This window comes from Kothea flammea, from assembly GCF_052161645.1.
In the GTDB taxonomy this organism is placed as follows: domain Bacteria; phylum Planctomycetota; class Planctomycetia; order Pirellulales; family Pirellulaceae; genus Laterigemmans.
Map to the genome: position 1 here is coordinate 6,149,578 of NZ_CP197414.1, position 21,631 is coordinate 6,171,208.

The 21,631-nt window shown below is 52.8% G+C and carries 17 protein-coding genes; 15 read left to right on the forward strand and 2 right to left on the reverse strand.

Going from position 1 to position 21,631, the window contains the following annotated elements; genetic code table 11:
• Window positions 1–122: 122 nt before the first annotated feature.
• The 3 genes from SH139x_RS22970 (at window position 123) to SH139x_RS22980 (ending at window position 3,657) form a co-directional block, all read left to right on the forward strand.
• Window positions 123–746: a hypothetical protein gene (locus SH139x_RS22970; protein WP_488352098.1), complete on the forward strand. Its 624-nt coding sequence runs from the start codon at window positions 123–125 to the stop codon at window positions 744–746.
• 122 nt (window positions 747–868) lie between these two features.
• On the forward strand, window positions 869–1,330 hold the full coding sequence (locus SH139x_RS22975) for an anthrone oxygenase family protein (RefSeq protein ID WP_488352099.1): 462 nt from the start codon (window positions 869–871) through the stop codon (window positions 1,328–1,330).
• Window positions 1,331–3,249: 1,919 nt separating this feature from the next.
• Window positions 3,250–3,657 carry a hypothetical protein gene (locus SH139x_RS22980; protein ID WP_488352100.1) on the forward strand — a complete coding sequence of 136 codons (408 nt, stop codon included), beginning with the start codon at window positions 3,250–3,252 and terminating at the stop codon, window positions 3,655–3,657.
• 89 nt (window positions 3,658–3,746) lie between these two features.
• On the opposite strand, the gene ltrA is transcribed toward SH139x_RS22980, so the two are convergent.
• Window positions 3,747–5,150, reverse strand: coding sequence for a group II intron reverse transcriptase/maturase (gene ltrA / locus SH139x_RS22985; RefSeq protein WP_488351765.1), 1,404 nt, complete (start codon window positions 5,148–5,150; stop codon window positions 3,747–3,749).
• A 1,202-nt stretch (window positions 5,151–6,352) separates the two neighbouring features.
• Here ltrA and SH139x_RS22990 point away from each other — a divergent pair.
• The 5 genes from SH139x_RS22990 to SH139x_RS23010 all read left to right on the forward strand — a co-directional run bounded on the left by SH139x_RS22990 (window position 6,353) and on the right by SH139x_RS23010 (window position 13,673).
• On the forward strand, window positions 6,353–6,898 hold the full coding sequence (locus tag SH139x_RS22990) for a hypothetical protein (protein ID WP_488352101.1): 546 nt from the start codon (window positions 6,353–6,355) through the stop codon (window positions 6,896–6,898).
• Between the two features lie 613 nt (window positions 6,899–7,511).
• Window positions 7,512–8,459, forward strand: coding sequence for a tyrosine-type recombinase/integrase (locus SH139x_RS22995; protein WP_488352085.1), 948 nt, complete (start codon window positions 7,512–7,514; stop codon window positions 8,457–8,459).
• Window positions 8,357–9,907, forward strand: coding sequence for an IS91 family transposase (locus tag SH139x_RS23000; RefSeq protein ID WP_488352102.1), 1,551 nt, complete (start codon window positions 8,357–8,359; stop codon window positions 9,905–9,907). The genes SH139x_RS22995 and SH139x_RS23000 overlap by 103 nt, the downstream gene beginning before the upstream one ends.
• Before the next feature lie 648 nt (window positions 9,908–10,555).
• The gene (locus SH139x_RS23005; RefSeq protein ID WP_488352103.1) at window positions 10,556–11,977 is read left to right on the forward strand and encodes an SBBP repeat-containing protein; all 1,422 of its coding nucleotides are present in this window, start codon (window positions 10,556–10,558) and stop codon (window positions 11,975–11,977) included.
• 703 nt (window positions 11,978–12,680) lie between these two features.
• Window positions 12,681–13,673 carry a DUF1254 domain-containing protein gene (locus tag SH139x_RS23010; protein WP_488352104.1) on the forward strand — a complete coding sequence of 331 codons (993 nt, stop codon included), beginning with the start codon at window positions 12,681–12,683 and terminating at the stop codon, window positions 13,671–13,673.
• 262 nt (window positions 13,674–13,935) lie between these two features.
• Here the strand turns inward: SH139x_RS23010 and SH139x_RS23015 are convergent, their stop codons facing one another.
• The gene (locus SH139x_RS23015) at window positions 13,936–14,094 is read right to left on the reverse strand and encodes a hypothetical protein (RefSeq protein ID WP_488352105.1); all 159 of its coding nucleotides are present in this window, start codon (window positions 14,092–14,094) and stop codon (window positions 13,936–13,938) included.
• Between the two features lie 226 nt (window positions 14,095–14,320).
• Between SH139x_RS23015 and SH139x_RS23020 the strand changes: the two genes are divergently transcribed.
• The 7 genes from SH139x_RS23020 to SH139x_RS23050 all read left to right on the forward strand — a co-directional run bounded on the left by SH139x_RS23020 (window position 14,321) and on the right by SH139x_RS23050 (window position 21,452).
• Window positions 14,321–14,728, forward strand: coding sequence for a hypothetical protein (locus SH139x_RS23020; protein WP_488352106.1), 408 nt, complete (start codon window positions 14,321–14,323; stop codon window positions 14,726–14,728).
• 562 nt (window positions 14,729–15,290) lie between these two features.
• A complete protein-coding gene (locus SH139x_RS23025; RefSeq protein WP_488352107.1) occupies window positions 15,291–15,746 on the forward strand; it encodes a DUF4304 domain-containing protein in 456 nt (151 codons plus the stop codon).
• Window positions 15,747–15,833: 87 nt separating this feature from the next.
• Window positions 15,834–16,580, forward strand: a complete 747-nt coding sequence (locus tag SH139x_RS23030; RefSeq protein ID WP_488352108.1) for a hypothetical protein — start codon at window positions 15,834–15,836, stop codon at window positions 16,578–16,580.
• Between the two features lie 986 nt (window positions 16,581–17,566).
• Window positions 17,567–17,992: a hypothetical protein gene (locus SH139x_RS23035; RefSeq protein WP_488352109.1), complete on the forward strand. Its 426-nt coding sequence runs from the start codon at window positions 17,567–17,569 to the stop codon at window positions 17,990–17,992.
• Between the two features lie 1,047 nt (window positions 17,993–19,039).
• Entirely contained in the window at window positions 19,040–19,834 is a 795-nt protein-coding gene (locus tag SH139x_RS23040; protein ID WP_488352110.1) for a class I SAM-dependent methyltransferase, read from the forward strand.
• A gap of 144 nt (window positions 19,835–19,978) precedes the next feature.
• The gene (locus SH139x_RS23045) at window positions 19,979–20,590 is read left to right on the forward strand and encodes a DUF1579 domain-containing protein (protein WP_488352111.1); all 612 of its coding nucleotides are present in this window, start codon (window positions 19,979–19,981) and stop codon (window positions 20,588–20,590) included.
• Window positions 20,591–20,978: 388 nt separating this feature from the next.
• A complete protein-coding gene (locus tag SH139x_RS23050; protein ID WP_488352112.1) occupies window positions 20,979–21,452 on the forward strand; it encodes a hypothetical protein in 474 nt (157 codons plus the stop codon).
• Window positions 21,453–21,631: the final 179 nt, after the last annotated feature.

Sequence of the window (21,631 nt, forward strand, 5' to 3'; positions counted from 1 at the left end):
AAAAAATGGGCCGAACAAATCGGTGAACCCGAGCGGCGGATCGTGCGGAATCTGGAATCATCGTCACTTGGCCGCCGCCGGGTTACCTTGGACGTTCGCCATCAAAGCAGTCGTTACGCGAAATGATGACCAACACTGCCGATGCATTCATGCTTGCCACCCGCAACGCACTGTCGTTCCTCGAAATCGACCGCGGCTTCACGCTCACAGAGACCATAGCGTCACCCGAATTGAGCAGTAATCACTCATTCTACAAGGTGACGTACCGCCAGAAGTCGTCGAGTTCTCCAGAACTATTCGTCTGTCTTTCAACGGCCCCCGTCCGATTAGAACAAGACCTTGAGTTCGGACGCGGTTGGCCTCCTGAATATCACAACACGATCTACGTACTCGAACTCCTTGCAATCGAATCGCCCGAACAACGACTGGAATTTACATCTGGTGTCTACAACGCATTTGGTGACACTCAGAAAATGATGGAACAATACAATACACTTGCCGGTGCCCTGCGCGACCATGGTGGGCGGTTCTTTGCAAATGACCAATCACTTTGGAATTCCGTTCAGCAACTCCGGACATCCAAAATCCAACAACGCGAATATGAGGAAACATCCCGGTCGGCTGAAATGGCATTCAAACGGAATGATTGGCAACGCGCCATTGAACTCCTCGACAGTCTGGGTGACAATCGCACGAAATTGCAGACGGCACGTCTTGCCTATTCTCGGAATCGTGCCGGGAAATGATGGCGAACAAAACGTTGCACGCGAGCGGGCGGCAGCGTCGGTTTTGAAATCAATGTCAAACGCGCCCGCCGCGTGAACGTAGGCGTTATGCGTTGCTTGAATTTAAACCTCGCCGTCATGACATGACAATCATTACCGTTGGAGCAATTACTGGTGCTGGTGTTGTAACCGGTCTTTTGTTCGCATTCTCGAACTTCGTAATGCAAGCGTTGGCAAAGCTGCCCAACGAACAGGGCATGCATGCGATGCAGGAAATCAACAAAAAGATTATCAACCCGATTTTCCTCGCGTTCTTTCTGGGAACACCACTACTCTGTGCGGTGATCGGAATGAATGCACTAATGAACCTCGACATGGAAAGATCTGTTTTTTCGCTTTGCGGTTCTATTCTTTATCTGGTTGGCCCATTCGGAATCACGATGCTTTTCAATGTCCCGCTGAATAACAAACTGGCAGAGGCAGACGTTCCTGATGCTGATGCAGTTTGGCCAGACTACCAAGTACGTTGGCAACGCTGGAACCATACGCGAACGTACGTTGGCATCGTTTCCATCGTCCTTCTCGCATCCGGGCTTATGGGGTGACATCACGCGTACGCTACGAACGCATAACCATGCGATCAACCGAAGTCGCGGTAGCCGGGCGATTTCGCATTGGACAATCAACTCCCGCGACTCGGTTATCGCGGTCGTTCCCGGCGTCAAGCTCTTCGGGCCTAAACTTGGTCTCTCTACAATCGTCCATTGAAAGCCCATGCTCGATGATTGGTGCGCGCGAACAAGCCTCGAGTACTGATCGATGCGTTTGCCTCGCAACTTGCTATCGGTTGAACCAGCGCCAACTGCGTCCTTTCCGGACGAACCTGATGCTGTCGAAGTTGCTCGCGAGATACCTCCAATTTAATTTTCCACTGCTGTCCCAGGCGAAGATGCTCGCAATAAAGTCAATCGGGCTCCCGGAACTCAAAAATGATTGCAAGCGGGTTTGGACTACGGTACCGTAATGGAATGAATTGGCGGGCCCGGATGCGCTCCGGATCGTGGCGCGAGCCGGGAACCATGCGATCCACCCCAGCCCTCGCCATGCTCCGATTTTTCAGATCTACCTCAACCGCTCGGGCGAGGTGATCGCAATCGTTCCCGGGTCAAGCTCTTCGGTCCTGAACTTGGTCTGTCTACAATCGTCCATTGAAAGCTCATGCTCGATGATTGGTGCGCGCGAACAAGCCTCGAGTACTGATCGACGCGCTTGCCTCGCAAATTGCTATCGGTTGAACCAGTGCCAACTGCGTCCTCTCCGGACGAACCTGATGCTGCCGAAGTTGCTCGCGAGATACCTCCAATTAAATTTTCCACTGCTGTCCCAGGCGAAGATGCTCGCAATAAAGTCAATCGGGCTCCCGGAACTCAAAAATGATTGCAAGCGGGTTTGGACTACGGTACCGTAATGGAATGAATTGGCGGGCCTAGATGCGCTCCGGATCGTGGCGCGAGCCGGGAACCATGCGATCCACCCCAGCCCTCGCCATACTCCGATTTTTCAGATCTACCTCTACCGCTCGGGCGAGGTGATCGCAATCGTTCCCGGCGTCAAGCTCTTCGGGCCTAAACTTGGTCTCTCTGCAATCGTCCATTGAAAGCCCATGCTCGATGATTGGTGCGCGCGAACAAGCCTCGAGTACTGATCGATGCGCTTGCCTCGCAACTTGCTATCGGTTGAACCAGTGCCAACTGCATCCTTTGCGGACGAACCTGATGCTGCTGAGGTTGCTCGCGAGATACCTCCAATTAAATTTTCCACTGCCGTCCCAGGCGAAGATGCTCGCAATACAGTCAGTCTGGCTCCCGGAACTCAAAAATGATTGCAAGCGGGTTTGGACTACCGTACCGTAATGGAATGAATTGGCGGGCCCGGATGCGCTTCGGATCGTGGCGCGAGCCGGGAACCATGCGATCCACCCCAGCCCTCGCCATACTCCGATTTTTCAGATCTACCTCTGCCGCTCGGGCGAGGTGATCGCAACCGTTCCCGGCGGAGAGCTCTTCGGGCCTGAACTTGGTCTCTCTGCAAGCGTCCATTGATAGTCCATGCTCGATGATTGTTTCGCGCAGAAGTTGCGAGTACTGATCGATACGTTTGCTCGCAACTTGCAGTCGATTGCACCAGTGGTAAATGCGTCCTCTCCGGACGAACGTGATGCTACCGAAGTTGTTCGGGAGATACCTTCAATGAACTAATGCTCTACCGTCCCAGGCGAAGATGCTCGCAATAAAGTCAATCTGATTCCCAGGACTCGAAAATGATTGCAAGCGGGTTTGGAGTTCGGTACCGTAATGGAATGTATTGGCGGGCCCGGATGCGCTCGGGATCGGCGCGCGAGCCGGGAACCATGCGATCCACCCCAGCCCTCGCCAAAATCCGATTTTTCAGATCTACCTCAATCGCTCGGGCGGGGTGATCGCCGACGTTCCCCGACCAAGCCCCAAACCTAGAGGTAAACAAGATGACTCCCGAGAAACGACTCCGTTACTTTCGCTTGGTTGCTGTTTGCATAGCCTCAATTGCAGCGATTGCTTTTGCGACATATCCACAGCCAGACAACGATGGCATTGCCACGAATTCGTCGCTTGCAGGCGAATGGAATGTCACCGGAATCGATGGCGTACCGCGCGGCCTCGTTACACTCGCTACGGATGGTTCATTCGACGACGGTGCTGATGCTGGCATCTGGCTTGCAGACGACAAAGAATTGCATGTCGTTGTCTGGGCGAAGCGACCCCGCGATTTTTCGGGCACGTTCGAGTCGAAACCCACGGTCGAATCCATGGAAATCGATCGGCGAGCGGACAGAACTATTTCGTTGACCGGTAAATACGTCGTGATGACACGGCCAACTGAATCGGGTTCGTAAAGTGACGCAACGGCGGGGAACAAAGCCAATCGGGATAGGGCCCCGGTTGCCCGGGGACCCTCCCACAACACCTAGCATGCGGGTCCGCACTAGGCGTTTCGACGCAAGGATGCAAGCGATAGCCAGCGCTCTTCAAGAATAAACAAGCCCTCGGCGGCTAGGTACTCGTTGGATAAAGCTCGTTGGACACCCGACGTCGCGGAAAGACGCCAGGGACCCTTGCCGCTCATCGCAAAGCCACGAGCGACACGATAAGACAAGCCCAACGACATCAGATTCTTCAGCCGGGTCTTCGATTTCCGCCACTGCTTCCAGTAACAGGCGCGTACCCGACGACGAATCCATTTGTCTAAGTTGGTGAACGTTGTCTTCACTTGATCCAACGCAAAGTAGCCTAACCAACCACGAGCATAAGCACGGAACGCTGCATAACGTGACTTCATCGACACGCCTCGGTTTCTACGAAAGATCTTCGAGACACGTTGTTTGAAAGTCGCGAGCTTCTTCTTGCTCACCCGGATCTGGCCGCCGTAGCCACGAAATTCGTAACCCACGTACTCAAGCCCATCCGTCTTGCGGACTTGGCTCTTGTTGTGATTGACGGACAGTTTCAATCGGTCGGTCAAGAAGCGTTCAATGCTCCCGTACACACGCCGCGCCGCCGCTTCTGTTTTCGTGAAGATCACGAAGTCATCTGCGTACCGCACGAACGGCAACCCTCGTCGTTCCAACTCCTTGTCCAAGTCATCTAAGTAGATGTTCGAAAGCAGTGGTGACAACGGGCCGCCTTGCATAGTTCCTTCTTCGCTGGGTTGGCATAAGCCGTCGACCAACACACCGGCTCTCAAGTAGCGTCCGATCAGTTTCAAAAGGCGTTTGTCGTGGACCTTGCGGGCCACGCGTGTCATCAATATATCGTGATTGACTCTGTCAAAATATTTCGATAGATCCATATCGACGCATCGACGACGACCACCTCGAATGATCTTTTGCACTTGCTTGACTGCATCTTTAGCCGAGCGGTGAGGTCGGTAGCCGAAACTCGACTCGGAGAAGTCCGGATCGAAGATCGGGGTGAGGACTAACACAATGGCAGTCTGTATCAAACGGTCGAGCAAGTTTGGAATACCGAGCTCTCGCGTGCCGCCATCGGGTTTATCGATGCTAACGCGCCGTACCGGTTGGGGACGGTACGTTCCATCGAGGAGTTGCTGACGGATGCCTTCCCATTGTGGTCGGAACCACTCAGGAAAGTTTTCGATCGTGACGCCGTCGGGGCCAGGGGCTCCACGGTTTGCTTTGACTTTCGCCCAAGCCGCCTCGATCGTGCCTTCGTCAACAATCTCTTCCATCAAAGCGTGGCTTTCGTCCAAGGCTGACTTCTCGATGGACGCCTGAGCTGAATCATCACGCTGGATGTTTTGCGATTGCTCCACAAACTCTTCCCAGAGGGAGAGCTGTTTCGCCGGTTCGTTCGGCTGGTCAGAGTTCATCGGTGGTTCGTTCCTTGTCTTGTGACGTTCAGGCCTTCATGTCGCCGTTGGCTTCGGCGGTTCGCTACTATGCCCTCTGCTGCCGACTTCAATCGTGGGCTCGTGTTACCACGGCCCACCCCGCGTTGGAGCAAGCTCTACTGGCGGACACAGGATGAAGCCCTCCCCAAATAAGGGACGTCGGGGTTTGATGTAATCGCCCCGCGACACGTGATCTGTCCCCGCCCAAGTGCCCGATCTACCTGCGCTCGTTCTTCCGGTTCGGTTTCGTGGTCAGCAGCCCACTCACCTCGAGTCGTCGGCCTCATATCGGATTTCTGTTCGTCACCTGGCGGGTCTTGGCGTAAATGCGGTTAGCACGTCTTGGCCGGGGAAACCTTGTCCGATTCAGTCATCGTCGAACCGCACGTTCCCCGCACCGGAGCTAACTTCACGAGCACATTCGCAGGCTTCCTTTCCACGGTCGGTCACCCTTCCGCAGTTGCCCTCGCCTCGTACTGTCTTTCTTCGGAGTTACATTTGGTATACTGCCTCGTCGTGAAAGAAACCGGAACTGAGTACAGGGGACTTGCACCCCACAAGATCACGCCCATGTTGGGCGTACTGCAACGGAGCGGCGGTGGTTTGTTTGTTTGGTTCGTTCATAATCTTCTCCCGCCGCCCGCTGACGACTGACGTTATCCGCTTCAACCACTATCAACACCAAACATTCGTACAGGAGAATGAGATGAAATCCAAACTGCTGACTTCTTGCTGCTGGATCGTGGCGGCATTGGCCATTTGTCTTGCGACAACTGCGGTTCGTTCTAGCCCTGTAGGGTTGGCCACAATTGCATTGGGATTAATTACGGCGGCAATGGGGACGGCGTTTTGCCTAATTGCGGAAACTACAGTGCAACGCGGACTTAGGACCGCAATGATCGGGTTTGTGGTATTGCTCGTGATCCCCCTTGCCCCAATCGACGTTTCTACCTGGTCTGGGATATTCGTTTGCATTGTCTCGGCCGTTGGCGCAATTGCATCAGCCGCGATTCTTTGGCAGCTCCAACGCACTACAACGTCTGGCTCCGTTGCAAATAATGCGACGTGACGGATCGCGGATAACCAACGGATGCAGCCGAGCCGAAAATAGCCGGCGGGCTCGCTGCGCTCGGCAACGTCAACTCTCGGCCGGCTGATCCGAATCGTTATTTGCCAATGCCATGTCGGACTGGATCTTCACCGCACGTGAACGGTTTACTCCAGACGATTCCGCCGCGTGGGCCAAATACATTGCGTGGATTGGCTTCACCGCAGCTACGGAGATCGTGACCTTGGATCACGTGCTTTGTCCTGAATTGATCGACTCACCAACAGATTCCGATTGGCCTCACAACGTACAGGAGGATTACCGCACAACTTGGTTCCACGACTTGGCCTACCTTCGAAAGCGATGCAATTGGCGTATTGGGCAGAATCAAATTATTGCGATGATTGACGCACCAGAAACGGAGCTTCCACCGCCCAGTGGATTTACACATTGCGGCTTCGACATTCTCGATGGGTACGACTCCATCAGCGTCTTAACAAATTGCGGCCCGTTTCCCGGACTTATTGATCCTAAATCAGTAAACTCATTTGGCCTGTTGTCCAGTTTGCAGGTTGCCCAATCAATAGCCGATAAAATGCGAATCGACTTTCCCGATGATCCACACTGCTGCGATTGTGTCGTATGGCAAATCGCACAAGATACAGATCCAGGCAAATAACAAAGCCGTGAACCGGAGCACTCATTCACGCGTCAACTGAAATCCAAGCCTTCCGTTCGTGCCCGGTTACGGCAGGCGTTGAACTTAATCGAATTGCTCGCGCGTGGTGACAGCACTGGGGCGGTGAGTTGACGGGGTTCGGCAAGGCGATGGGGCACTCGCTGCCCTGGCCAATGCCGGCACGCTTCCTGCGTGGGACGATGCTGGCATCCATGCCAGCCGGGCAATCAAACAGTCCCCCGGTCTCTCTTCAACTCCCCCGCGGCTCTCTTTATCTCCCTCATTCATACCCTTGAACTCAGCGCCACCTTCAGGACTCGGCGCGGGCGGGGGCATTCAAAATTTTGCGAGCGGCTGCGCCGGCTGTTTTCCTTTCTTTCTTTTTTCGCTGGCGCGAGACAAGCAGCTCCCAGCTTGGCGCCAGCAGAATCGGTATCAGCGACACCACCAACACACGCTAACGAATCTAACGATTCTCTCGGCAACCTATTTTGACCGCTTGACGAATAAAACGATTAAAGAGGTTGCGCTTTCTGTGACGGCAATTGCAATGGGCTTCTCAAGCAATCGACACACTTCGTGTCACTGCAGCACGCCTCAAATTGGGAATACCATGATGACTCCCCACGAAAAAAGACCCTGCCCGCTCACGATTCGGCTCGCTCAGGATATGAAAATCCGCAACTTGGCACCTCGGACCATCGATGCCTACACCTACCACGCGGGAAAGTTCGCCGACTTTATTCAAAAGCCGCTGGACCGCGTGACCCCGGAAGACGTTCGAGCCTTCCAGCTCCACCTAATCGAAGAAAGGAAACTTGCTTACAGCAGCTTCAATCAGGCCGTTTGCGCGTTACGGTTCCTCTACACACATACCATCCGAGTCAATTGGCCGGTCACCATGGTGCCGTTTGGAAAGAGACCCAAAACGCTACCTGTGGTCCTCGGCCGACATGAAGTCGACGAGCTACTACGATGCACGACGTGCCACAAACACAAAGTCTTCCTAACGACTCTCTACGCAACCGGGATGAGATTCTCAGAAGCGGCAAACCTAAGAGTCCACGACATCGACTCCCAGAGAATGCAGATTCGGATCACTCACGGCAAGGGAGCCAAGGACCGAATCGTTCCCCTCTCGCCGCGATTACTGAGCGAGTTGCGGGATTACTGGAAACGCTACAAACCCAAGTCGCTTCTCTTTCCGGGCAACTCGGCAGACAAGACATACGCCGACACGTCGATCCAAAAAGCGATCAAGAAAGCAGCCCTCTTGGCAAAGATTCACAAGAACGTCACACCTCACACCCTGAGACACTCCTACGCGACCGGACTACTCGAAGCCGGAGTCGACTTGTTGACGATCAGCCGGCTCCTGGGACATGCGAGCTTTGCGACGACGATGGTCTACCTCCATTGTCGCAGGGAACACATGCTATCTACCCCGAGTCCACTGGATTGGCTACCGGTCGAACAACTGCCCACCTATCGGCCACCAGCCGAGAACAACAATCAGAAGAACAACAAACCAGGCAGCCAGCCACCGGAGGCAAGCAGCTAAGTGTTCTAGAGATTCTTAGGATCGGTGCGAAACAATTCGTTGACCGGTACCGCGAAGGCGGTGCCAGTTGGCAAGTACAGGGCGTGCTGGCAAAGCTAACACTTTGCCGCACACCGGCACTGGGCGGTCACGAGTATCGATGCAAAGCGTGCAACTCAACCTGCATCGTGGCGAATTCATGCGGCGATCGCCACTGCCCAGGATGCAGTGGTGGCAAACGATTCGACTTCAGCGAAAGGGCCAGTAAACTGCTGATCGATGGAGTCGACTACTATCAAGTTGTCTTCACCCTGCCGAGTGAACTCTCTCGCATCGCCCTTGCCAACCGACAACCGCTGGCAAATCTCTTATTCACCGCTGCTTGGAAAGGTCTTAATAGAACGATTCGCCGCGAACAACAGTACGAACCCGCAGCGATCATGGTCTTACACACTTGGAATCAAAAGCTAGAAGCTCATTGGCATGTCCACGCGCTCGTCCCCGGTTCAGGACCTGGCGTCCGCAATAATCAATGGAAGAGCAGTACCGCGCCGCCGGATAGCGGCTTGAGCGACAATCATTACCTGGTCGACGCAATTAACCTACGAGTGGCGTTTCGCAAAGCGGCGATCTCCCACTTGCAGAGATTAAGAACGCGTCGCAAATTAAAGTTGGACGTCGAGCCAACGTTCGGGGATCTGCGCACCGACGAAGGCTGGGACAAATTGATTGAGCATCTTAGCGCACGCGACTGGGTCAGCTTTATTCAACCGCCCCCGGCCAGTTCCAGCGGTCCCAACGATTTGGTTCGTTATCTGACACGTTACCTTACGGGCGGGCCAATCAGCGACTCGCGAATCGTAACGGCGGACGAACAGCAGGTGACCTTCTTGGCACGTGAAGGGAAAGTTCAAGGCGGCGAAGCGGTTCAAGTTCCCGTGACACTCAGCACAATCGAGTTCGTGCGGCGTTGGTGTTTACACATCCAACCGAACCAATTAACCAAGACACGCTACATGGGAGGCTGGACTAACAAACGACGAGCGATCTACCAAGCAAAGTGCAGCACCCAGCTACGTGCTGCGGCGGGACTTTCGGGGCAGCCCACGCCAGCGTCGCCAGCCGAATCACTGACAGATGAAGAAGAATCTAACACGGACACTGACACAAAACTCAACTGCCCAGCGTGTGGCGAAGTGGCACTGCGGCTAGTCGCTAGCAGGTCCCGTCCATCGTGGCGGGAAGCGCTGAGTCAACGTAGCACGCATCTTCCAGGTTGGTACCGAAAATCGTTGGAAATAGACGACGAAAAGTTCTGGGACGGTAAGTTTGGGCCTGGATTTAACGCCTGGTACCTGGAAAACATCTTCGAACGTGCATATCACCCGACAGCCACGCCCACCACTCGGCCGGCAATTCAACCGATGCTTCCAGGACTAGAACTGCACAACTACTACGCGTTAGAATGAGTTTTTACGACAAAGTTCAACGCACGATCTATCCGCAAGTCAGGCAAAGAGCCCAGCCAAAGTTGGGCTTTTTTAAAGCCTGACCAGCGGATAGATCGCAATTCGTTATAGATCGCAATTCGTTCTCCAACTCTGGTGCGCTCGTACGCGCTTGCAATGAGATCCGAACAATCGTGCGCGCTAAGAGAAGCGGCAGCGAAACCAGCTGAACCTCAACTTGAATCGGAGTTGTTGCTCCTCGTCGGATCACCGATCGCGTCAAGCTTGGCTGACATACCGTTTGTCGTCGATGCTTCCGGATAAGGGAGCCCAATTTGCAAAACGCGCGATTTACGCGCTTGAGAAGCGGAATCGTACAAACTGTCGATTACGCGCTCGCAGCGAGGGCTTCCAGAATTAGGATTGCGCTCGACGAAAGACTCGGGAAGACGCTTGCAAATCAACAACTGGATGCGGTAAAATTCGGAGATAATCGTGGAGAACAATGCGATTAAACGAAGTCGCCGAGTTCGTCCGACCTTACATCACAATCACCTGCGGCGACTCGCTTATCGCCGACGTTATCCACTCGCACGACGTTCGAGACGCAACTGCCACTGAACAACCCCGACACACAGTTGGGAATCACGCATTCAATAGAGACACAAAATGAAGATTGTGGTTTCAGTGCTCGCGGTTGGCTTCTGTATATTCGTCGCCACTCCGATTTATGGACAGTCTGCCTGGGTCAGTTACCTTGCGGGAGCAGAGGCCCGCGACGTTGCGGTGGATTCCGATGGCAATATTTATGTTGCAGGTGGCACTGCCATCACGTCAGGGTTTGCAACCGATGGGGCCTATGACACATCCTTCAATGGGGGCACGGCTGACGTGTCGGTGTCTGCGTTCCGGAAAGATGGATCATTGATTTTTGCGACGTACATTGGAGGTCCGAAACATGATCGCGCCTACGCTATTGAGGTAGATGAAACCGGAATCTACGTTGCGGGACGGGCTGGTGACGGCATGCCAGTCTCCGCCAATGCATTTCAGAAAAAGTTCGCTGGTGATGCGGACGTCAATGATCTCTACGGTGCACAGGATGGATTTGTGGCGAAGTTGTCATTGGATGGCAAGTCGCTTTTGTGGTGCACCTACCTCGGTGGTCGTAGCAGAGAACTGATTCGCGATATTGCAGTGGACAAGAGTGGTAACGTATTGGCCGCGGCCATCGAAGTCTATCGTCCGCTTCCCGACAAATTCATTGTCAACGCGTTTGATGAAGCTTGGGCTGGAGGCTCCGAAGGCTATCTCGCCAAGTTATCTGCCGATGGCAGCAAGCTTCTTTTTGGAACCTACATTGGAGGCTCTGGCCGGGAAGTGGAATCTGCTTCGGTGTGTGTTGATGCCAGTGACAATGTGTACTACATGATGGCGACCCAATCCAGGGACGTACCAAGCATGAAGAATCGACACAACGGTGGGGACGACTGGATGGTGTTCAAACTGACTGAAAAAGGTAAGGCCGTCTGGGGGACTTATTTCGGTGGCACTGGAAACGAAGGCGGTGAAACGCACACACTTGCGGTATCACCAGCGGGCGATGTCTTCATAGGCGGATTCACAAGCTCCAAAGATCTTCCGATTTCTCGAGAGGCGATTCGTGCAAAACCTGGGACCACTTTCCTGGCACGTCTCTCGAATAGTGGCGACATCGAGCACGCGACCTATCTTCCCCTTCTGGATGTGGAAGGAATGATGTTGACGAAGGACTTGAAGCTTGCCATCACCGGTCACACCAATATCAAAACCATGAGACCGACGATAAACGCGGTTCAAAGCCGTTACGGCGGAGGGCCGAGTGATGGTGTTGCAGTCGTGCTTTCATCCGACTTCAGCCAGGTCAAGTATTTGAGTTACCTCGGGGGATCGGACTTTGATACGTTACGAGCTGTCGCGGTCTGGAACAATCGCATTATCGGCGTCGGCGAAGCCGTGTCTCGGGACATCAAAACCACAAAAACGTACGGAAAAAGTTGGAACGGTAGCTCAGAAACAGACGGAATTATCATGAGCACGCCATTCAAATGAACCGGCAATATGTTCATCCGAAATCTTGGTACCAGTCCGATAGGCCTGGCAGCAATGCCACAATAGAAAATAGTGGATAACAAAACGATGCACACGAAGCCGGACTTGCGCGTGCAAATTGAAGCAATGATTTCCGTCCCGACTCGGTGATCATAACCGTTCTCCAACTCTGATGCGCTCGAACGCGCTCGCAATGAGATCGGAACATTCGCGCGCGAAGAGCAGCTAAACCGAAACCAGCTACGAATCAATTTGACTCAGAGATTTTGTTCACCGTCGACTCAGGGCCCGCATCAAGTTTGCCTGGCATACCGCTTGTCGTCGATGCTTCAGGATACGGCAGCCTAATTTGCAAAACATCCGATTTACGCGCTCGAGAAGCAGAATCGTGCAGACTGTTGATTACGCGCTCGCGGCTAGCTCGTTCAGAATATGGATTGCGCTTGAAGAAAGACTCGGGGAAACGCTTGCAGACCAACAACTGGTTGAGGTAAACTCGGGAAATGATCGTGGAGAACAATGCGATGAAACGAAGTCGCCGAGCTCTGACCAGTTTTACATCCTAAATCAACCACGGCGACTCGCTTATCGCCGACGTTCTGCCTGAAAAACGCTGTCATGGGCGTCATTTGAAAAAATCAATACCAGGATCGACAATCCCCCCCGGCGAATACAAACTATGAATACATACAGCTCACTCATCATGACACTTACTCTCGCCTTATGTACAGCCAACGCCCTTGCCGAGGAGAGCAAGCCCGTTCAAGTCACCGAAAAGAACTACCCCAAAGTCGAGACCCATCGACAAATGGGAATAACTCAAGAAAACGCTGGTGGGGTAAACAAATTCCAACACAAACGCGCGGTGCCGGCCACTGACAACCAGCCTGTGATTCGGATGAACCGCGACACACTCTATTCCATGGCGATTGTGGATGCATCCGACGGTGCCGCCGTTACGCTTCCCGACGCAGGTGAGAGGTACATCTCCCTGATGTATCTGGACGAGAACCATCGGGTTTACGACATGGTCTATGAGCCGAAAGAACACGAGATTCCGGCGCATACTCCTCACATGTATGCTTTGGTACGCATTGGGATTAGATCAGGCGACGAGAATGACCTTGCTGAAATTCACAAGCTTCAGGATCAAATCAAACTCGAAGCCAAAAGTTCAAAGCCCTTCGTGCCGATCTCATTCGACAAGGGGTCCTACCAGAAGACCCATCACGGCATCCTCAAGAAGTTTGCGGAATCCGGATTGCTGGATACGGAAAAGATGTTTGGCACCGAGGACTATGTTGACCCGGACCGATACCTCATGGGTACGGCGATTGGTTGGGGTGGCGCGACTTGGAAGGACAACATCTACCAATTCTCGAAGTTTTTCAAAGGGTTCGAGCGACGTTCCACAACATTCAAAGACCCCAAAAACACCGGAGGATTCTGGTCGATCACGGTCTACAACAAGGACGGGTTCATGTTCGATGAGATCGCCAACATTAACTCTGAGACCGCCATCAAGAATGACGATGGAACGTATACCGTTCATTTTGGCTGCGAAGGGAAAGTGAACAACATTCCGATCGAGAATGTTACAGGGAGTTGGAACGCCGCTATGCGGCACTACACCCCTTCGAAGGATGTGGTGGACGGTAAAATCGTGCCCATGGAAACCATCGAGTTGGCCAAGTAGAGGCAGACGCGGCAAATCGTCGGTACGCTTCGGCGCATGTGATGTAGATGGACTGGGCAGAACAAGGGGTTGCAACGGAGGCCGCGAGTTGACGTTATTGAAGTGGTGAGTCGCCCGCGCGGCCCCGCTGAACCCTAGCGTTATGCCCTGTAATTTCACACTACGCTTTTTCAAACGGAGAATTCAAGTGTTGCTCATTTCGCTCTTGTTGGTCATTGGAACTGTCCCCGCGCATAATGACGTTAATACTGAAACTCTTGCTCTAATCGAGTCGATGCATGTGCTGCATCAACAATCCACCAGCGATCACCCATCCATGATAGAACTTCGTGAGGATATTTCGCAACGGAAACTTGAGCACTTTAGATTCGATCTTCCTACCGTCCAGGAACGTCTGCAAGAATTGGTGGAGCAAAGACATTTGCTTACACGGAAATACAAGTTGGCACATCCCTCTGTGATTGAAAACGCTATTCGAATCTCGGTGGTTTCTCGCATTCTCGCAGGTGAATCTGCGGCGATGCTTGCGGAAATTCGGAGCGTGCACGTCCGATAATTGCCAGTCTCAACTACCTGACCAATCTTTTGACAAACGCAAGATGGGGATTCAACTCGTGTCCCCACCAAGAAGACATCATTCTGCCTACATGCATGCCATTCGATCCATTGGTCTCGTCGCCATAGCGTGTCTGCCGCTGACTTCCGTTTCCTGTATGCCAGGCCAGCGACTGCTCACTATACAAATCGAAGTAGATGGCAGCGTAGTTTACGAGGGCTCGCGTGGAGTTCCGGACAACACGTCTGTCACCGAAATGTGGGAGGTTCTTGGTGATGTGCGTTTTGAACCTTCCCATATTGAATCATCGTCTTCGAAAGAGGGCTCAGACAGCATTCGATTCATCGAAGGTGAAATTGTCCTACGCATAGTGCACGTCAAAGACGCACTCGCAGATGCCCAACTAGATGAGCTCAAGCTGCGTTACGATGCCGAAGAGGATGCTTGGAGACTTGAAAAAAGCGAAGTGGGCAGGATCAAAACTACCTTTGGGAAATGAACCCGCGAAAAAGGGCATAACTAAGCGGTGAACCGAAGCCGCCGATGACGCGGGTTTTGAAATCATAGTTTTTTGGCGGCGGCTCGGTTACCGCCGTCGTTCCCGGCGTCAAGCTCTTCGGGCCTAAACTTGGTCTCTCTGCAATCGTCCATTGAAAGCCCATGCTCGATGATTGGTGCGCGCGAACGAGTCTCGAGTACTGATCGATGCGGTTGCCTCGCAACTTGCTATCGGTTGAACCAGTGCCAACTGCGTCCTTTCCGGACGAACCTGATGCTGCCGAAGTTGCTCGCGAGATACCTCCAATTAAATTTTCCACTGCCGTACCAGGCGAAGATGCTCGCAATAAAGTCAATCGGGCTCCCGGAACTCAAAAATGATTGCAAGCGGGTTTGGACTACGGTACCGTAATGGAATGAATTGGCGGGCCCGGATGCGCTCCGGATCGTGGCGCGAGCCGGGAACCATGCGATCCACCCCAGCCCTCGCCATACTCCGATTTTTCAAATCTACCTCAACCGCTCGGGCGAGGTGATCGCAACCGTTCTGCTTCCAAAGTTAGATGAGTGAGTGGAAAACAAAACGTCAGCAGATGGACGCCGCATTGAAGTGCCATGCGGTTCCGCTTCTGCGCAAATTGGGCTTCAAAGGCTCATATCCACATTTCCGGAGAATGATGAATGAACGGGTTGACACCATAGGTTTTCAATTTAGCCAGTGGGGGCCGCAGTTCTATGTTGAGATCGGTGTCGCTGATTCGAACGGTTACACTTTACTTGATGGAACTCAATTCCCGCCTAGCACGCTGAAATATTACCAATGTCCCGTACGTGTTCGGATTGGGGAATTTCCGTTTGATTTCGAGACACTATCTGCTGATTCCGTTGCAGAAGCCGCAAGAAACGCAATTGACGCGGCGAGATCGGATTGGGAAAATCTTGCTCGCAATCGTTCGCAAACTTACGGGAATGAAGCAGAACCAAGCGATGCACCTAAGCCGCCGAACGGTGCGTTTTGACAATGGAAAGATCACTCCGGCGGCTAGGTGATCGCCGCCGTTATCTGCTCTGCAATTGGGCAACGCAAAACTGAACTGAGATTCTCGATGAAAGTCACCATCGCAATCATTCTGGCTTCGCTGTCGATGTTTGGGCCGCCGCAAGTAGCCTTTTCACAGCCGCCGATCTCGAAGGGGCACTGGTCGTACAAGAACGGGAAGCCGGAAAGCGTGGCGTTCGACTACGGAACGGAATTGACTACGCAAGATATCGATCAACTGTCTCGCTCTGTCAGTATCGCTCGAATCACCATGGGATACGCGGGAATAGACTGTGAATACGTCACGATTGAAGGCGATCTTCTGAAGCTGGGACAATTGAAAAACCTGCAGGAAGTTCATCTGTGCAAAGACGGCATAAATGATGATGATCTCAGATTTGTCGCCTTGCTTCCCAAGATTCACACCCTCGAATTCAATGCCGACAACGGGTATGACGACGCACCGATTTGCACGGATGGCTGCGCCGATCATCTGAGTGCCGCCAAGACGCTTCGTAAATTGGTGATTCACGATGGACAATTCACCGATAAGTTCGTCGCGACAATCACGAAGCGATTGTCGGGTTTGGAGGAACTTTGGTTGAATTCGCCAGATCTGACGGACGAATCACTCCGCCTACTCGCGGATCGCTGCAAGAAATTGAAGACACTCCGGATTGCATCAGAACATTTCACTGCCGAAGGCCTCAAGCACCTCGACAGTTTGAAATACCTCAGAGAACGGTCGGTAAGCTCGCCCGCCTTGCGCAAAGAACGTCGTGAACTCCAACGGTCGCGAGCAAACAGCAGATAACAATGGCATGAACGCGGAGCCGCCGGTCGCCCGTTTTCAGATGGAGCATCAACCGCGGCGGCCCGGTTATGCCAAACGTTCCCGGCGTCAAGCTCTTCGGGCCTAAACTTGGTCTGTCTACAATCGTCCATTGAAAGCTCATGCTCGATGATTGGTGCGCGCGAACAAGCCTCGAGTACTGATCGATGCGATTGCCTCGCAACTTGCTATCGGTTGAACCAGTGCCAACTGCGTCCTTTCCGGACGAACCTGATGCTGCCGAAGTTGCTCGCGAGATACCTCCAATTAAATTTTCCACTGCCGTACCAGGCGAAGATGCTCGCAATAAAGTCAATCGAGCTCCCGGAACTCAAAAATGATTGCAAGCGGGTTTGGACTACGGTACCGTAATGGAATGAATTGGCGGGCCCGGATGCGCTCCGGATCGTGGCGCGAGCCGGGAACCATGCGATCCACCCCAGCCCTCGCCATACTCCGATTTTTCAAATCTACCTCAACCGCTCCGGCGAGGTGATCGCAGTCGTTCCCGGGTCAAGCTCTTCGGGCCTGAACTTGGTCTCTCTGCAATCGTCCATTGAAAGCCCATGCTCGATGATTGGTGCGCGCGAACGAGTCTCGAGTACTGATCGATGCGATTGCCTCGCAACTTGCTATCGGTTGAACCAGTGCCAACTGCGTCCTTTCCGGACGAACCTGATGCTGTCGAAGTTGCTCGCGAGATACCTCCAATTAAATTTTCCACTGCCGTACCAGGCGAAGATGCTCGCAATAAAGTCAATCGGGCTCCCGGAACTCAAAAATGATTGCAAGCGGGTTTGGACTACGGTACCGTAATGGAATGAATTGGCGGGCCTAGATGCGCTCCGGATCGTGGCGCGAGCCGGGAACCATGCGATCCACCCCAGCCCTCGCCATACTCCGATTTTTCAAATCTACCTCAACCGCTCGGGCGAGGTGATCGCCGCCGTTATGCGACAAGATGCCTCGTGAATGACTCGACACCCCTGAATCCCGAAACCGTCGGCTTCCCGGATGAAGATGGATGGTGCGACCTTTGGCACACGCACGTCGATTGGAACGGTGATGGAAATCGTGGAATCCCAGAGCGGCAACCGTTCATCCAACAGCTCCTGCAGATCTTTCACGACATCGAAGAACACACAGCGAATTGGACGAAACCGAAACAACAATGGATCGTCATCGACGAAAATGATTCAAGCCAAGACGCCGTTTACTTGCACACGCCAAACCCAAACCGAGAGAACTTTCCATATACTTTCGATGGTGTCGAATGGGGTGCTGATGTTCCCGATTGGTTAAACGACCTCATAGACAATCGAGCCCACGAACTCGGTCGCTGTAACTTTAACGGAGCTACGACGTTCTGGGTTCGCCGTAGGAAAGTCGCATAACAATACAATGCACGTGCGGACTGGCACGGTCTGATTGACAAGCGGGGGTAGAGCCCGCCTGGGTAAGTGTTAGCCACACGCCCAGTATCGAGTTTTGCAGCCGAAGTATAAGGGCCCTAAGAAGCTATCTGTTTGTGTTCAAACAGAACCCTCCCCGAAAGCATCGGTTGAAGCGTAAACAGAAAGGTAGTGAGGATGAACGGATCGCAGGTAGCCCTGTGACTGTGAACGGGATTAGCTCCGAAATTTTGTAACTGTTGGATTCTGCCCAAGGTTTGTTCATGCCCTAAGGCAATACTTTACACCGCGATTATGGCGAGCTGTGTGAAGAGACCCGGAGTTGGCGCCCCATTCGCGCTACACATGATGTCAATCAGGCAACCAGTGACACCCTGAGGTTCTTAATCGAACCCAAACATCCCAGCTTGAACGGTTGAGTATGTCTAAGAAGTGGAATAAGCGACGAAGACAAACGACTCTCAGGGGATCGGACAGCCGAATAGTACCGCAGCCAGCCGAAGGCCAATCGGAGGGCGAAAAGCCGGGTAATGCCGGTGTAGGGAAGGCGGCTGGGATATCACGCGATCCAGACCGGGCACCGCCCGTACTCAGTGACGGAACCTCGGTGCTAACTCGGCTGGACCGCAGACTTATTCTCGCGTTGGAGTTGCAGGATCAGGCGACCATTGTTTTCTCTTCGCGTAATCCAGCGCGGAGCTTGATGCCGATGGCGTGTGACGCGTCCATTTGCGGGGATGATTCCAAATGAGATCTGGGAGCCGGATGCTGGAGAGCGGCACGTCCGGATCTACGAGGGGCCGGAGATCAATGCGGCTAAGCGACTGAGTTCCGGGCACCATCCAAGTACCGGATGGCAAACAGGGGAACGGTAGCTTATAACCAAAGAGATCCCGGCCTACTCACCCCAAGCCCTAGCCAAACTCCGATTTTTCAGATCCGCCTCAACCGCTCGGGCGAGGTGATTGCAATTCGATATCCCACACGGGATATTCCTGTCCGTCTCAATTACTTTAGGCTCTGCAATTGATGGCCTCAAACTTTGACCCAGCAGACGACATCGTTGCGTACAACCGTGCGGCTTGGGATAGCCAGGTCCGAAAGAAAAACCGTTGGACTATTCCTGTTTCACCAGAAGAGATCCAGCGTGCCCGCAATGCTGACTGGCAAATCGTCCTAACGCCAGAGAAACCTGTTCCACTGGAATGGTTCCCCGATTTCCACGAGAGTTCTATCAAAGTTCTTTGCCTTGCTGGCAGTGGAGGCCAGCAGGGCCCAATCCTTGCGGCTGCGGGAGCCCGTGTTACCGTGCTCGACAACTCGGCGGCTCAATTGGCTCAGGACCGAATCGTGGCCGATCGCGAAGGCTTAACGCTTGACCTAGTGCACGGCGACATGGCGGACCTTTCCGTTTTTGAAGATGAATCATTTGACTTGATTGTCCATCCGTGCTCCAACACATTTGTTCCCAACGTTCTGCCGGTTTGGAAAGAGGCGGCGCGAGTCATGAAACTTGGTGCGAGCTTGCTTTCAGGGTTCGTCAACCCAATTACCTATTTGTTTGACGAGCAATTGATGGAACAGGGCGAGTTCAAGGTCAGTCACAAAATCCCGTATTCAGATCTGGTAAGCCTTTCGCCCGATCAGAGGCAAACGCTACTCGACGAAAACGAGCCGTTCTGTTTTGGTCACACACTCGCAGATCAGGTTGGTGGTCAGGTCGAGGCTGGCCTAGCGATCACGGGTTTCTACGAAGACTGCTGGAGGGACTGGCCGATTTCAGATTACATCCCCACGTTCATCGCAACAAAAGCCACTAAATAGTTCCCCGGAGTCAACCAAGCGACGCGGTATAATAATGCGTTGCATGCGGAACCGCCTGTCGCCCCGTGCCAAGAGGCAACGGAGGTTGGCGGCGGCCCGGATAACGCACCCGTCTTGCCCACAAATTCCGCTGGAGGCACATCAATGATTCGCTACTGCGCTGTTGGAAATTACGAAATGAATCTGAAGACCTTGTTGCTCCTGCTTTCCTTTTTTTTCGCAATCAACCATCATGTCGGTGCTCAGGAGCTGTCGGCAGTGCCCAATTCCTCAATTTCAGAAAGTTCGCAAATGCAGCCTGACCAGATTCTCAAGAAGCTAATTGGAAAGTGGGAGGGAACTTGCCGAACGTGGTTTGAGCCTGGGAAACTTGCAGACGAATCGAAGGTCGCTGGCGAATTCGTTAGTGTACTTGACGGGCAATTCATCCGTCACAAATACCAAGGCTCCATTGAAGGCAAGCCACGAGAAGGAGAGGAAATGATCGCTTTTAATGAAATCAGTAAATTGTTTCAAGTGTCATGGATTGATGGGTTCCATATGAACTACGCGATCATGTTTTCAAAGGGCAGAAAAATTGAAAAAGGTTTCGCGGTCGCGGGTGAGTACGAGGTAGGTCCTGGCAAGCCGCGCTGGAAATGGCGAACGGAATACCAACTTCTTGATGATGACAACCTGATCATCACCGCGTACAACATTCACCCTGAAGGAATGGAAGCGAAGGCGGTCGAAACGAATTACAAGCGATTGAACTAGTCATTAGTGGCTTACAGGAAGATGCGTCGAAATTGCGTCAGCACCTCCAGCGATGCCAGCCCCGTACGAACAAATTAATCACCGGACATACGCGAGCTACCGTAGAGAATTAAGTTGCATGAGTACAATTACTGGAACGATCGTGTTCTCTCTTGCTGCATCGAGACTGCACTTGGTGAAGGTGTGATGGGATGTACCCACGATATCGCTGACATTAAGCTTGAGCATCGGTTTTCAGTTCGGGAAAGAAGTTACTTCAACGTTAATGAGCATTGTTTTTACAATCGCTTGAAATCAGTCTGATCATTGAATCGATCCGATGTGGGAGACTTCTTATCAATGCAAAATTTGAAGAATTTCATCCGTGCCCATTGCCAGGATATCGCAAATGTTAACGAAGAAATCCTCCTTCGTACTGTTTAGTCTGTTCTTTATCGTCGTAGCGACCACAGCTACTCAGACGACTATTGCAAAAGTGACTGTTGCTGCGCAAAGCGAAGAAGGCGATCATTCCCAAGTCGTAATCATGGTTCCAAACGTTTCCTGCTATGGGCGTTTTCATGATTCGTTGAAAGAGCATATTCAGAACAAGCATGACTGGATCCATAATGTCCGTATTCGCAATACGGAAAGAGTTCGTAATCCCTATAAGTCCGATTCTGGATTGCCGGAGACGATCCAGCTGAAAGCCGACGAATCGCCGTCCTTTGACATTGGCACCATAGCAGAACTGGCCTTCACAATCGATTCGTCAAGATCGACGCGTGATCTACTGAAAGCAATCCGAGACAGCAAACAATATTCACTGAAGGGTTGGAAGGTCCAGGTCGAGGTCGACATCGAAGATATGTTGGCGAAATGACTGAGCTTCCGTCGGGGCGAGAGTCAAGATATGGCGTTCAAGCTCGGATGCTTAGGAGTCTTGGCCGATGCGTCACTGGAAGTTGTCGCGAAATTGCTTGTGAGAACAAGTTTGTCGGTTCAGCGATGACCGCTGTCGCCAAACACACCTCCGTGCACCGCCTGCTTGCCAAGGGACAC